Origin of the sequence: Paenibacillus guangzhouensis (assembly GCF_009363075.1) — a bacterium.
Taxonomy (GTDB): Bacteria; Bacillota; Bacilli; order Paenibacillales; family Paenibacillaceae; genus Paenibacillus_K; species Paenibacillus_K guangzhouensis.
In genome coordinates this window covers 5,715,614-5,728,793 of the sequence record NZ_CP045293.1, presented here as the reverse complement: position 1 = coordinate 5,728,793, position 13,180 = coordinate 5,715,614, and the positions used below count along the sequence as shown (strand labels likewise).

The following is a 13,180-nucleotide window of genomic DNA, read 5'->3' as shown; positions in this document are numbered from 1 at the left end:
ATCCAAAAAAATAAACTATCTTACGACAGTCTATTTTGATCACAAATTTCTTTGTGGAACTGTTCAAGCGCCGTTAGGATTTGTTCATCTATGATAGGTAAGCCAATACCATTATACAGCTCCCGCAAGTGTCTAGCCTTGTTCATATATTCCTCAGTATCGACTGCAAAAATAACAGGACTAATCCACATGTTTGTCAGCAGCATCAGCGTCTCAGCCGTCTGCTTGGGGTACTTAATAGAAAGTGATCCATCCTTCATACCTTCTTCGATAAAAAAAAGGATATCTGGAGCTCCGGTGTTAATACAGTCCATTAATTGATTGGCAATCAGCTTCGGACTTCTCAAAATCGACGGAATCGACTTGATCGCATCCATCTGCCCTTGATTCGTAAAGGACAATAAGAAAGCATTTTTTAATTTTTCCAACCCATTTAAACCTGTGATATCTTTTGTTTGTTCAAAAGGATTATTTTCTAGTGCCAATCGATTAAGAACAGCGTCGATAATATCTGCTTTTGATTTGAAATGATGATAAAACGCGCCTCTGGTCAAATCCCCTAAATCGTCAACAATATCTTGAATTGTGGTCTGTTCCCACCCTCTTTCGAGGAAAAGCTTCGTCGCCGCATCTAATATACGTTGTTCGGTTATTTCCGGGTATTTATTACGTGGCAATACATCACCTCTTTTTACATACATTCATATGTATGTATGATAAGATTTTATCATTTCGATGTCAATAGAAGGAATTTGATTGCGGCTTACTTCCTTTTCCACCGCTCCAGCTGATGGAGATTGCGTGTGAAGAGCTTCCCAACGAACCTCGGGACATGAACGACAACTCAAATTTGATTTGACACACAACCAAAAGGTTTCATATAATATCAAAAGTGAAACTAAATGGTTTCTTAAATGTAAAGGAGGCGTCCTCACATGATTACAACTGCAAGCCCATTCCTCGTCGTCGAAGATGTCGAAGCATCGATTCAATATTACCAGAGCCTATTCGGCGGTGAAGTAAAAATCCTCAACGAGCATCAAGGCGTTCTTAGACACGCAGAGCTCCATATCGGCAGCAGCTTGCTGCATTTCTCCAGTACGTATGGCGGTCATGTATCGAAAGGCCATCACATCAAAGTCATTCTGAACATCGATAGTGAAGCGGACATGCGCCGCATATACGATACATTAGTCGCAGATAACGGACAAGCTACCGTCCCGCTGCAAGATACGTTCTTCGGCGCATTGCATGGCGAAGTCACAGACGCGATCAATGGCATCAACTGGGTGATGAATCATTTCCGCCAGCAACCATAACATCCGACCGAACTATGGCGTATGCCAAAAAAGTCTCCAAAGACCACATCCACCGTGGCTCTGGAGACTTTTTATATTCCTTAACGATTTACTTAGGATTCGAACGAGTTCCGATACACTTGCTCCTTCTCCCGCACCCCTTTGCGTTTGAACGCATCTGGAAGAACGAGTAGGGCAGGCAGCAGCATTGGCAGCAGGATGAAGCATAGCACAAGAAGTCCTACGATAACCGCTGTTGCCAGCTCAATGAGCAGGACAAGTCCGGATGGCATCAACGTTGCAAAGGTACCGCCTAAGATCACCATCGCGGAGATGACCACGCCGCCGATATTTTTGGCCGCGTGCACGATAGCCTCTCTTGGCGCCATGGAGCCATATTCCTTGTACCGCATCATTAAGAAGATACTGTAATCGACACCTACGGCGACGATAATAATGAAGGAGAAGAACGGCACGAACGATGATACGCCATCCGCCTTCAGAATATAATCGGTCATGAAATTCGATGCCGCCATTGCAACATAATAGGATGCAACAAGCGACAGTATAATATAGATCGCTGGCCAGAATTGACGAATCACCAGCAGCAAGACGAGGAACACCCCAACGATAACGATGATCGCTGTACTATTAAAGGATTCCACCTGCGCATTGTTCACATCATACGTCGAGGAGCTAGGTCCTGCCGCACCGAACTGAGCATTCGCAAGCGTGGTTCCTTTCAACGTACTCGCAATCGTGTCATTGATTTTTTCCACAGTTCCAAGCGCTGCTTGAGAGTATGGATCGTTATCCAGCACAACGAGCAATTTCGTAATCTTGCGGTCCTTCGACATGAAGTTATCCACGGCTTTGCCGAAATCTTCACTCGTAAGCGCCTCGCGAGGAATGAAGAACGTCTTCGCACTGTTCAACTCTGTCATGAAGTCGCCTGTCTTGCCAAGTCCTTCCGAGATGTCGCCAAGACCGTTGCCGCTCTTGCCAAGACCATCTTTCAATTGCGCCATGCCGTCCGATAAACTTGTAAGGCCTACCCCCAGCTTCTTCTGTCCATCTTGGATTTTTGCAAGCCCATCATTCAGCTTCTTCATATTCGCTGTAATCTGACGATTTCCCGCAGCTCCCTTATGCAAGCCGCTCGCGAGTGCTGATGCCCCCGATTCAAGCTCCTCCATGCCCGCCGTCATCTGCTTTTGTGCTGCAGCTACTTGCTGGAGCCCTGCAGAAGCCTTGGCAAAGGAAGTATTGAGCTGCCCATAGTTCTTGTTCAGCTCTTGCATACCGCCGATCATCTGAGCAACGCCAGATTCGAGCGACGCACCGGTCTGCTTCAACTTCGCATAATCTTGATCTTCGCCTAACTGACTGTACTTCGCACCCAGCCCACCGATTAATCCGTTCATCCCAGCCAATCCTTGCTGAATGCCAGGAAGCTTCGCTTCAAGCTGTGAATAGCCGTCAGCCAGTGAGCCATATCCTTGTTGCAATTGTGAGATGCCTTGGCTGAGCTCAGCTGTTGAACTCGAGACAGATTTCATCCCGGTCTTCAACTTCGTGATTCCCTGCTTCAACTGATCCGCACCATTCGCACCTTGATCAATCCCAGCAGCCACTTGGTTCATCGCCCCAGTGATCTGGTTGTAGCCGTTATATATCTCACCTGTTCCCGATGCCAACTTCGTGACATCGGAGAAGTCAGGGCTCACCAGCTTTTCATTCATTTGATGAATTCCGTCTTGAATCTTGTCAACGCCATCCTTGGTTGCCGTTATTCCTTCCGCTACGGTCTCCGTCTGCGAACTGATATAGAATTGCTCAATCGGTTCGGATTGCGGCTGCGTCACGCTCGCGACTTTCTTTACACCGTCAATCCCTTTGATTTTATCGGTTAGTCTATCGATGACGGCAAGGTTGTCATTATTATCTAATGCCTTATCACTCTTTACGACAACGGTTGTCGGCAGCGCCTGACCCCGGCTGAAATTCTCCGCTACGATACTAAACCCTTTCGTTGAAGGGTACCCGTTCCCGAGTTCCTTCAGTTGGTCGAAGGATAACTTCTGCCCGCTCGTCAAGATCACTGGAATCATAAGCACAAGAATGATCACGGTCGTAATGATCGGATGACGGACCGACAGACCCGTGAGCTTCGCCCAGAACTTGCTTTCTTTGTGCCCATCCTTATTCTTCGAAGGCCAGAATAGCTTCGTCCCGAGCATTTTCATAAAGAACGGTGTCAATGTCATGATCTCAAGCACCAATACTGCTGTTCCGATCGCGACCACATTCGCCGACTTATAGATCCCGAAGTTCGAGAAGCTGAGCCCGGCAAATGCGATGAATACCGTTAGAATACTGTAGAAGATGGTCTTCCCTGCCGTCTGGTAGGAGACGACAATCGCTTCGTCGATCGAGCGTCCATGGGCCAGCTCTTCTCTGAACCGGTTGAACAGTAGAATATTATAGTCTGTACCGATCCCGAACAAGATCATGATCAGCAGCATCTGCGTAATACTCGTCACCGGGAAGTTCAATTTATCAATCACTTGCGCTGCAATCCCCATGGAGACTAAGTAGGAGACGCCCACGAGCAGGAGTGAAATAAAAGGAATTAACACCGACCGGAACATCACGATCAAGACGATCAGAATGAAGGCCACCGTGAGAACGGCACTCTTCTCTACCCCAGCTTCCGACGCCTTAATGTAGTCCTCTTGGATGAAATCCTCACCCGTCAAATAGTAAGGAACGTCCATCCCTTTCAGCACTTGGCCGAATTCGTCCTTAATGTCCGAAATCTCCCGCCCTTTACGATCCAATTCGAAGCTCACCATCAGCGTCGTCTCGTTCTCGGAGATCAAAGATGACTTCGCGTCTGGCATTGAGAATGGATCTAGAATATTCGCAAGACCAAGCTCAGACTTCTTCGACGTGAGATCAGCAACGCCTTTCTCAACCTGTTTCATCTCCGTATCGGTCATCTTCTGATCCGTATGGAAGACGATAATATTGCTCCGCGAGGTACCGCCGCCGCTCATCTCTTTGAGCAGGGCACCTGCTACTTTCGATGGACTGTCATCGGTCAACGGGTCTTGACCTCTCTGCCGCAGAATCGCATTGACATCTGGCTGAAACGCGACGAGCAGCGCCGTCACAACAAGCCATGCCGCCAGGATCCCCCAGCGCCATTTAATGATTTTGTTCATCATTTCTCTCTCCACTCCTATCCATTAAAAGGTTAATGAACACCCGTTCATTTTTAGAACAAAAAAATTACTGGCTGAGTCTCTCGCATATCCCAGCCGAGTAAAGATGCAGCAATTCATTCGCGAGCCGACGAACCGTAGCCCCGTCTTCATGATCGCGCAAAATCATACACATCCCTTCCACGAGTGTCGTGGATATCATGCGTACCGTCACCTTCATCTCCGCGAGTACTGGGCCTGACAAGTCAGGTGCAGCTAAGAAGAACTGCTCGAGAATCTGGATGACGAATTCGATTAGATCCTGCTTCACATGCTCATACTTCGATCCTGCGCTTAAATTCAGCATAATGCGAAACTCGCTGCTAGACTCCTTGATCAGCTCGAGCAGCGTACTCTGAATCATATTCAGATAACTGAACGGATTCGTGTTGTCCTTGGAACAAGTCCGCTCAATATTGATCCGAATCTCGGCAAGGTATTGCAGGAACTGCTCATATGTTGGCTGCAGCAGCTCATCTAAGAGGTCTTCCTTGCTCTTGAAATAACGATAAATGTTCCCCGGCGTAATACCTGCCGTATTCGCAATCTGGCGCATGGACGCATTCTTATAACCATGACCCAGAAACTCGGACAAGGCTGCGCTTAATATGTTATTTTTGACGTCGTCTTTTAAATACTGCATTAGTAAACACCCGTTCACTTTCGTATTGAATGTGTTAATTATATACCAGTGATTTTTGTCATTTCAACCCTGCATTTCTTGAACATTTTATGAACGTTCCCCTTGTCGACATTACCTATCCCCTGTTAAAATAAGGTAAATATTACTATGCAAAAGGAGCATACTCTCATGAATAAAAAAGCAAAACTGGTCTTCGGCGCTATTGCGGTCCTTCTGGAGTGGTCTGCGTGCGTTGCCATGTTCAACTTCTCCATCCAGACGGTACTCTACGGTATTTTATTCAGCGCCGTCACCGTACTGGCCGTTCTATCCGTTGAATCTTCGATCGATTCAGCCATTCCGAATGGATAGGCAGCAAGAATCCTCAGCACGAGCCAACTAGACTTTAGTCCAGTAGGTCTTCGCTCCCTAGTCGGAGGACAATGCGATACCTGCATGCTAAGATGAGTATAACTGACATGTACGAATGATAAGGGGCGAACGTAAAATGAACCGAAATTGGCTAATGGGCGGGATTCTGATTCTTCTCGGAATTCTACTCGTAACAAGCGGGGGCGATTCTTGGGGAACGGGTACGATATTCAAATATTTCTGGCCGACCATGTTCGTCATCCCCGTGGGTGTATTCCTGCATTGGTTGTATTTCTCTGTAACGGATCGACGGGGCATTGGATTATTAATTCCAGGCGGAATTCTCCTCACCGCTGGCGTGGTCTGCCAGATCTCCATGCTGTTCGACAGTTGGGGTATCATGTGGCCAGGATTTATTCTCGCGCCTGCCATCGGATTGTTCGAATTCTATTGGATGGGAAGCCGGAACAAGTATCTGCTCATCCCGATCAATATTTTGCTCGCGTTATCTTTGATCTTCTTCGTGGTCTTCACGATTGGTTCCGTCTTGAGCAAGCTGTCCACTGGCCAACCGGTGCTTGCGATGCTGCTGATTCTGGGCGGCGCAGCGCTGCTCTTCTTCCGCAAGAGATCTTACATCTAAGCACGGACCGCGACAACACCAGCAAAGGGATGCCTTCTGTCAACGTAATGAAATCGTTAGCAGAGGACATCCCTTTTTGTGCTGTATTGGCAAGTCCATTAAAAAAGAAGCACCCACCGCGCGGATGCCCCTCGTTGCTCGTTCGTATAAGCTACTATTCTTTACACTCTTCGCCGTTAAGCTGCCACTGGATGCCGAATTTGTCCTTTACCATGGCATACAACGGGCTCCAGAACGTCTTCTGCAGCTCCATGATCACCTGTCCCCCATCTGCGAGCGCATGATAGATCGACTTCAGACGTTCTATATCATTCGATACGATCGCTATACTCAGCTGATCTCCATAAGAGAATGGCTGTCCCGGGAACGTATCCGAGAACATAATCGTATTGCCGTCAATCTCGATCGCAGCATGCATGACACGATTTTTAGCATCTTCAGGGATCGGATGATCTTCGTTTGGCATATCGCCAAAACGCATAATTCCTTTGACTTTCGCTTGCAGTGCCTTCTCGTAGAATGCAACGGCATCCGCACATTGACCATCCAGATTGATATAAGGTGCAATATTCATACTACTCCTCATCCTCTTTTCGCAGTATTGTATAGGTCGGACAGGCCTCCCCATCGCAATTATTATATCCTGATTTTCCCTCGCCGATAAGGTATCAAATCATTTTTTACATGGCGTTAAAATAACACCCACGATCAGGAACCATTCCCGTATAATTGTAATATTACGGCATTCATAATGAATCTATAGAATTGAGGGATCTGATGAAAACATTATTCGAATACAACTGGCAGGTTCGGAACGACTGGTTCCGCTGGTGTGAAGACGTTCCTCTGGAGGAGCTGCTGAAGGTGCGTACTGGCGGTGTAGGCGGTATCTTACATACCCTCTTCCATATCATCGATGTCGAATGGAGTTGGATCCGCGCTATGCAAGGAAGACCGGATTTCCAAGAAAGCTTCGATGGCTATCAGAGCATTGCACGCGTACGTGAGCTGGAATCCTCATTCCGACCCGATGTGATTGAATTCGTAAGCGAATGGAACGAACAGTTGGAGGAACGAATCTTCCAAGAAACGCGTCCTGACGGACGGATCGAGACGTTTACATGGGGTGAACTCACCCGCCACATCATCGCACATGAGATCCATCATATGGGCCAACTCTCTGTATGGGCACGCGAAATCGGAAAAAAACCAATCACAGCAAACGTCTTTGGCCGTGGATTATACGATAAAGCTGTTGTCGATAAGTCATAATCACATTCATCCGATAGATAATAGGAGTGACGGCGAATGCCCCACTCCTATTGTCTACTACTGCAACTTTGCCATACTCTTCACTTTCACGGCAATCGTACATGTGACCCTTTATGATAGCGCGTTACACCCTTTGCGGCCGCTTCTCTTGCGGCTTCACCGCCATAGAGCGAAGATACCCCCGCATGCACAGCCAGCATACGAATGGCGCGCTGCCAACCACGAGAAGCAGTATGTTCAGAACGAGCGGAGCTTGACTGACGGATACGGTCACAATGAACAAGAGCATACTCACAATCCGGCCCACATTCAGTGCTAACTCGCGCAGAACGATATATTCCTCCCGCTGCCGAACACTCTCCTCATGCTGCCCAATCAGATCGAAGACCGCCGAGGTCATCGGAACGGTATAGAATGGAATGAACAGTGAGGTTCCAATCCCGAAGATCAACATCGTCATATAGCTCATCCCGAAGAAGAACGGTAAGATCACCACGATTAGCGCTATGGTCCCGAGGAGCATCGCCGGGCTGCGCCAAGTAGGCTTAATCCATTTGCCCGCGAGATAGAAGCTGACAAATGCAATGGCCGACGTAATCAATGTGAAGTTACCGAGCTTCATCTCGCTGCCAGTCTGAATATAGACGAGCAGTCCAATCATCACCCCGAATACCGATTCGCGGAACCCTTGCGCCGCGAGTGCCCCAAGAATCGACCGCCATGGTGTTCCCTTGGACCTCAAAATTCGGACAGGCAGTCCCCATTCATAACTTCCCTCCGTCTGGCGCTGACGCAGCCAGAAGCTGACGACAGCGCCGGCAATAAACGTTCCGAGCGAAATCATGAACACCACACGATAACCGCGCTCCGCATTCATATGCGAGATCAGAAGTCCCGAACACCAAGGCGCAACCATTCCTGCCACCGCGCCGAAAATCCCCATCCATCCATTGAATCGATCCCGCGTCTCCGGTTCGGTCACTTCAAAATAAATCACATTGAACACAAGCCAGAACAGCCCTGTCGCGAGACCCTGGACGAGACCTAACAACCAAATATAGTGAACAGCAGACGTCCCGAGCAGCAAGACAATCGCATAGAAGCTCGCAGAAAGACCAATCCCGATTCGAAAACATATCAACGTATAACCTTGCTTCACAAAATATCCTGCAACCCAGAACGTCAACGCCATACATACATGCGTCAGAAGTGTAAACCAACCGATCGTGGCAAAGTCATGACTTGCTTTCCACAGGTATACACCAAGGAAGGTTCCGGAGAGACTGCTCGCAATCACGAACAATGCGTTCACCGCGAGCAGCAGCCATGACTGGCCTGTCAGCCGGTCCGACCTATCTGCCCGCTGCGCCTTCTGCATCTTCAATCCCCCTACAACAATTTCTTCATTTGAACACCACTTGCATTAAATTACCCCAATCAGCAAAAAAAGAACCGCAAATCACCTATTTGCTCGATGTGACTTATATCACTATACTAGGAAGTAGTGGAATAGACGTGCTGCACAATCATCCAACATTAAATCCATTGACTCAACTTGGTTTTAATAATATACTTACTTACATTAAGTAACCAATATGTGAGTTTGAGAATTAGGAGAGACGCGATATGACCATATCCAAAAAAATCACAGATGTGTTGAAGCATAAAGTCCGTTATATACAAGATACCAATCAATCCCTCTACTTGGCTGGTCCCATTAAGCTGCCGGTAAATCTGCACGGAGAGACGCACATTTTCCAGTGGTATTGCTGGGTGCCTAGTGATGCACTGCCGAATACAGCACCAGGAGAAGAGCTGCCTATTGAAGCCCTAGTTGCTCGGTTATCGCAAGCTTCGCTTGCAGAGATGCAGCAATCCAGCGTCCTCGTCTATGGGGATTTCGAACACGCGAGCGATGCCGTCATCCGATTCCACAGCATTTGCCATACCGGCGATATCTTCGGAAGCAAGCGCTGTGATTGCGGCTTCCAGCTTCGTCAATCCATGCAAATGATTGTGAAGCAAGGTGCTGGAGCCCTGTTCTATCTCGCGAATCATGAAGGACGCGGCATTGGACTCTTCAGCAAGGCCCTTGCTTACCTGCTGCAAGAAGAAGGACACGATACCGTTGAAGCCAACCTGGCGCTCGAATTCTCCGATGACACCCGGAACTATGAAGAAGCGATTCTCGTGCTGCAATCCCTGCGTTCCAAACCGGTCACGCTCATTACGAACAACCCTAGGAAGCTGCAAGCCTTGCAACAATCCGGGGCGAACCTGTCCGGTCGTGTTCCACTCTGGGGAGATGTATCTGAATATAATGAGCGGTACTTAGAGACGAAGGTCGTGCGATCCGGCCATCTGCGGACGGGATCCGAATAATATTCGGACAACAACGTGTAAGACTGTCATTCACCACAATGCGTTTTGGTGAGCGGCAGTCTTTTCTATGTTCGGTGAGATATTTACATGCATAGATTGTCCCTCTATTGCCCTTGCTATTGTCGCATGGGATAATAAGGGAAAACCGTGTCACGGATGAGGATGAAGGAGGAATTATCATGAGTTTATTCGATAAAATGAAATCGGGATTGAACCAAGTCAAAGATAAAGCGCAGCAAACGGTGGAGTATACGAAGCTCTACGCCCAGATCGCGTCGAAACGCAAAGACATCCAGGAACAATACGAGCAGCTTGGCGAAATCGTCTATCGCGCATCGGGGATGAGCACGATTGCCTCCACCTCGATGGATGATGTTGAAGGCCGTATGAAAGGAATCTGCCGCGAGATTTCAGTGTTAGAGACACAATTGATTGCCTTGGAGCAAGAGCTCGCACGCGTCAAAGGTGAGAGAATCTGTAGTTGCGGGGAAACCTCTCCCTATGATTCCAAATTCTGCAGCCGTTGCGGCAAGCCGTTCGCTGATGAGGTTATCGTATCCCAAGCACCAATAGACTTAACATCGTCTCCTGAAGCTAAGGCGCAGGCAGAAAATGAGCAGGCGCCTACTAACGCAGAAGAGCCTGGGCAATCCACGCCTAACCGCGGCGGGGAGCGATAGAATTTCAACCTGCCAATCAGAAGGACCTGAAGCTACCTAGCTTCAGGTCCTTCCATTTCTTTCTGGTCATGCATTTATTTCCATGACAGCAGCTCTTTGACCTCAGGAACCGATCTTCCCTCTGACCTCAACTTTTTAATGAGCTCAATCCGTGCAACCGTTTCTTCCCTTCGATACCTGCGTGTCAAATTCTCCTCTTGTTGTTCAAAAGGCAGCATGCCTTCTTCTGTATAATGTTTGAGCGTGCTATAGCGTGTATCGGTCAGCCGCACTAATTCTCCTATGGATACGTACTCCGATTTCAATATTGACTCCATAGAACGTTGTCTGGACATAAATAACAACCCTTCTATACTAAGCTTTTGGGTAACAAACGAACGCCATAAATCGGGAATCTCCCATAAATCGCATGCGTCACGACATCGTAATCCAGATTATCAATTCGGACGCTTGGAATGGTGCCTTCTTGCAGGACTGTAACGACATTTCCGTTCGCCACCAGCCGATCGATTACAAAATGCAGTCGTTGCGTTGGATTGGTAATCAACGTCTCGGTCTCGATGAAGACAGCCTGTGAGCGTTCGATGAATGGAAGAGCAAAATTAACCAGCCTGCCGATCGGTGTCTTGGTTACTTCCCTCTTCAAATGCAGGAATCGCTTGATGGTTAATTCGATCCCGTGAGAAATACGAATATCGAACAATTGCCGGATTAATGGAACCGTTGCGTACAACGCATTCAATCGCTCGTTCACACGTCCCAGCTCATGAAGTGAGAATACCTCCCGCATGCATCCGCTCTCGCGAAGCAGCCATAATATGCAGATCGTCTCATCCGTCAACGGACCCTCTTCCAGAATCTCCGCACGAGTACTTTCTACGATTCTAGCATATTCCCCCATGTCACTGCGATATTGCTTCACGCGAACACCTGCACTCTCGAAATAGAGATCGCAGCCTAACACATGAGGAATATCCTCTAGTAGACCTATTTCCTGCAGCGAGTCTGCCATGACGCGTTCTAATTGTATCATCGCTCTTCTAGAGAGACGGGAAGCCTTCTTAAGCCAAGACCTTAAATCATCCGAAGCGATCCCTGGCTTGCGGGCAACCGACTTGATCGTCAAACCACGGTAGACTGTATGCTGCGATTGCTCGAATTGATCCTTGTTTATGCGAATGTGAACGTCATTTTGCGTTAACCCCTGTTCCAGACATATCTCTAAGATAACAGCGGCCGATATGCAGCGCAGCGCTACCTTCTTCGCCGTCGTCATCTCCATGCTCCGTTGGGCATTCAGGGCTACGAGTGTGTACGATTGAGCTAATGTAAGTTCTGACATTGCCAAGCACTCCTTTACTCATCAGTCTGCTGATGATGCTATCTACTTACTACTTACTACTTATCACTTACTACTTACTATATAACTTTTCCACTTTTCAATCAAGATCATTGCCGCAAAAACAAAATAAGACACACGAGAACAACAATATTCCGGTGTGCCTTAACTATTGATTTACTCTATTAGGAGTCATTGTTACTCTCCGCTGATTTCTTACGAAATAAAGCCACCACCAACAGTAATAAGGGAAGGAATACACCGAACGTTGAAGCGTAGGGAAGCCAGTATTCCTTATCGTATTGAATCGAATGTGCAGCGTTCGGATGGATGAGCAGCGAGCATATGACGGCTATTAGTCCTAGCGGAAGCGTCAGTGCACGGTAATCTTTGATTCGGAGAACCTGCGCGAGCCCTACGATCGATGCATAATAATAGATCAACATCCGGAAATAGATCGTAACGATCCACATCACAGCAACAATGGCTTCGATCCGCTGCAGGAAGCGGCCTACATTGACCCTTTTCGCGAGGACATAACTGGGAAATGCTTGTCTTGCGGTCATATCAGACCCTAAGACCAAGACCGTCAAGATCACGATAACGAACAAGAAGGCCCCGCCGATTAACGTTCCAAGGATGAGGGATCGACGCAATTTATTCGGTTTGTTCAGCGACACAGGACCGATCATGAGCATCGTAACCGTCGGGATGGACGCTACACTCGTGAACATGAGGCTTGCCTGAATAATGGACGGCGCACCGGCATTGAGCATTGGCTTTGCGTTTTTGATATCGATCTCTGGTACGATGAAGATCACCAAGATGAGGAACAACAAGATGAATAGCGGAAATAATATTTCCGCCGCCCGAGCAAATGCTTCGAGCCCAAGGCGTACACCCATTAATAATATGATGGCAAACATAACATTGAGCGAGGGTAGCGGCGTATCTGGCATGATCTGTGTAGCTAAGAAATCGCCAACGAAATATAACAGTTCACTCGACGTGATGAAAGTAAAATAAAGAAATCCAAGGGATACGATACAGCCGATCCATTTACCCAGCACACGATCATTCATCTCCACAAGGGTTAGGCCGGGGAACTGATTGCCTAATGCCGCATAGATCAACATCAGCAACAACCCCAAGCCAATACCGATCAACGCAGATATCCATGCATCTTGTTTGGCGACGGCCGCAATGGTCGATGGAATAATGAGAATCGCTGTTCCAATGGTGAACAAAATCATTAAAATGGTGAACTGCCTTACACTAATCTTAATGTTATCCATCGACCCTTACC

The 13,180-nt window shown here is 47.7% G+C and carries 14 protein-coding genes; 6 read left to right on the top strand and 8 right to left on the bottom strand.

The window, feature by feature from the left end; genetic code table 11:
* Positions 1 to 20 precede the first annotated feature (20 nt).
* Complete coding sequence (locus tag GCU39_RS25865) at positions 21 to 677, bottom strand: TetR/AcrR family transcriptional regulator (protein WP_152396098.1); 657 nt, start codon at positions 675 to 677, stop codon at positions 21 to 23.
* Positions 678 to 935: 258 nt separating this feature from the next.
* Between GCU39_RS25865 and GCU39_RS25860 the strand changes: the two genes are divergently transcribed.
* Positions 936 to 1,319, top strand: coding sequence for a VOC family protein (locus GCU39_RS25860; protein ID WP_152396097.1), 384 nt, complete (start codon positions 936 to 938; stop codon positions 1,317 to 1,319).
* 92 nt (positions 1,320 to 1,411) lie between these two features.
* On the opposite strand, the gene GCU39_RS25855 is transcribed toward GCU39_RS25860, so the two are convergent.
* Both GCU39_RS25855 and GCU39_RS25850 read right to left on the bottom strand, forming a co-directional pair.
* Positions 1,412 to 4,528, bottom strand: a complete 3,117-nt coding sequence (locus GCU39_RS25855) for an MMPL family transporter (RefSeq protein ID WP_152396096.1) — start codon at positions 4,526 to 4,528, stop codon at positions 1,412 to 1,414.
* 64 nt (positions 4,529 to 4,592) lie between these two features.
* Positions 4,593 to 5,207 carry a TetR/AcrR family transcriptional regulator gene (locus tag GCU39_RS25850; protein WP_152396095.1) on the bottom strand — a complete coding sequence of 205 codons (615 nt, stop codon included), beginning with the start codon at positions 5,205 to 5,207 and terminating at the stop codon, positions 4,593 to 4,595.
* A 168-nt stretch (positions 5,208 to 5,375) separates the two neighbouring features.
* On the opposite strand from GCU39_RS25850, the gene GCU39_RS25845 reads away from it, so the two are divergent.
* Positions 5,376 to 5,558 carry a hypothetical protein gene (locus GCU39_RS25845; RefSeq protein WP_152396094.1) on the top strand — a complete coding sequence of 61 codons (183 nt, stop codon included), beginning with the start codon at positions 5,376 to 5,378 and terminating at the stop codon, positions 5,556 to 5,558.
* Between the two features lie 136 nt (positions 5,559 to 5,694).
* Complete coding sequence (locus GCU39_RS25840) at positions 5,695 to 6,201, top strand: hypothetical protein (protein WP_152396093.1); 507 nt, start codon at positions 5,695 to 5,697, stop codon at positions 6,199 to 6,201.
* A gap of 154 nt (positions 6,202 to 6,355) precedes the next feature.
* On the opposite strand, the gene GCU39_RS25835 is transcribed toward GCU39_RS25840, so the two are convergent.
* Positions 6,356 to 6,775: a VOC family protein gene (locus GCU39_RS25835; RefSeq protein ID WP_152396092.1), complete on the bottom strand. Its 420-nt coding sequence runs from the start codon at positions 6,773 to 6,775 to the stop codon at positions 6,356 to 6,358.
* 203 nt (positions 6,776 to 6,978) lie between these two features.
* Here GCU39_RS25835 and GCU39_RS25830 point away from each other — a divergent pair, with 203 nt between their 5' ends.
* Positions 6,979 to 7,473: a DinB family protein gene (locus tag GCU39_RS25830; protein ID WP_152396091.1), complete on the top strand. Its 495-nt coding sequence runs from the start codon at positions 6,979 to 6,981 to the stop codon at positions 7,471 to 7,473.
* A 124-nt stretch (positions 7,474 to 7,597) separates the two neighbouring features.
* On the opposite strand, the gene GCU39_RS25825 is transcribed toward GCU39_RS25830, so the two are convergent.
* Positions 7,598 to 8,851, bottom strand: coding sequence for an MFS transporter (locus GCU39_RS25825; RefSeq protein WP_152396090.1), 1,254 nt, complete (start codon positions 8,849 to 8,851; stop codon positions 7,598 to 7,600).
* Between the two features lie 248 nt (positions 8,852 to 9,099).
* Between GCU39_RS25825 and GCU39_RS25820 the strand changes: the two genes are divergently transcribed.
* A complete protein-coding gene (locus GCU39_RS25820; protein ID WP_152396089.1) occupies positions 9,100 to 9,855 on the top strand; it encodes a GTP cyclohydrolase II in 756 nt (251 codons plus the stop codon).
* Between the two features lie 179 nt (positions 9,856 to 10,034).
* Positions 10,035 to 10,535, top strand: coding sequence for a hypothetical protein (locus GCU39_RS25815; protein WP_152396088.1), 501 nt, complete (start codon positions 10,035 to 10,037; stop codon positions 10,533 to 10,535).
* Positions 10,536 to 10,609: 74 nt separating this feature from the next.
* Here the strand turns inward: GCU39_RS25815 and GCU39_RS25810 are convergent, their stop codons facing one another.
* The 3 genes from GCU39_RS25810 to GCU39_RS25800 form a co-directional block, all read right to left on the bottom strand.
* Positions 10,610 to 10,870 (bottom strand): helix-turn-helix domain-containing protein, encoded by a 261-nt coding sequence (locus GCU39_RS25810; RefSeq protein WP_152396087.1) that lies wholly within the window; start codon positions 10,868 to 10,870, stop codon positions 10,610 to 10,612.
* Positions 10,871 to 10,884: 14 nt separating this feature from the next.
* On the bottom strand, positions 10,885 to 11,877 hold the full coding sequence (locus tag GCU39_RS25805; protein WP_152396086.1) for a hypothetical protein: 993 nt from the start codon (positions 11,875 to 11,877) through the stop codon (positions 10,885 to 10,887).
* Positions 11,878 to 12,059: 182 nt separating this feature from the next.
* Entirely contained in the window at positions 12,060 to 13,169 is a 1,110-nt protein-coding gene (locus tag GCU39_RS25800) for a GerAB/ArcD/ProY family transporter (RefSeq protein WP_152396085.1), read from the bottom strand.
* Positions 13,170 to 13,180: the final 11 nt, after the last annotated feature.

Bases quoted from the DNA above. Each gene is read 5' to 3' on its own strand.
- GCU39_RS25810 (WP_152396087.1), bottom strand. From the start codon at position 10,870: ATGTCCAGACAACGTTCTATGGAGTCAATATTGAAATCGGAGTACGTA.
- GCU39_RS25825 (WP_152396090.1), bottom strand. From the start codon at position 8,851: ATGCAGAAGGCGCAGCGGGCAGATAGGTCGGACCGGCTGACAGGCCAG.
- GCU39_RS25855 (WP_152396096.1), bottom strand. From the start codon at position 4,528: ATGATGAACAAAATCATTAAATGGCGCTGGGGGATCCTGGCGGCATGG.
- GCU39_RS25830 (WP_152396091.1), top strand. From the start codon at position 6,979: ATGAAAACATTATTCGAATACAACTGGCAGGTTCGGAACGACTGGTTC.
- GCU39_RS25815 (WP_152396088.1), top strand. From the start codon at position 10,035: ATGAGTTTATTCGATAAAATGAAATCGGGATTGAACCAAGTCAAAGAT.
- GCU39_RS25800 (WP_152396085.1), bottom strand. From the start codon at position 13,169: ATGGATAACATTAAGATTAGTGTAAGGCAGTTCACCATTTTAATGATT.
- GCU39_RS25805 (WP_152396086.1), bottom strand. From the start codon at position 11,877: ATGTCAGAACTTACATTAGCTCAATCGTACACACTCGTAGCCCTGAAT.
- GCU39_RS25845 (WP_152396094.1), top strand. From the start codon at position 5,376: ATGAATAAAAAAGCAAAACTGGTCTTCGGCGCTATTGCGGTCCTTCTG.
- GCU39_RS25850 (WP_152396095.1), bottom strand. From the start codon at position 5,207: ATGCAGTATTTAAAAGACGACGTCAAAAATAACATATTAAGCGCAGCC.
- GCU39_RS25840 (WP_152396093.1), top strand. From the start codon at position 5,695: ATGAACCGAAATTGGCTAATGGGCGGGATTCTGATTCTTCTCGGAATT.
- GCU39_RS25835 (WP_152396092.1), bottom strand. From the start codon at position 6,775: ATGAATATTGCACCTTATATCAATCTGGATGGTCAATGTGCGGATGCC.
- GCU39_RS25820 (WP_152396089.1), top strand. From the start codon at position 9,100: ATGACCATATCCAAAAAAATCACAGATGTGTTGAAGCATAAAGTCCGT.
- GCU39_RS25860 (WP_152396097.1), top strand. From the start codon at position 936: ATGATTACAACTGCAAGCCCATTCCTCGTCGTCGAAGATGTCGAAGCA.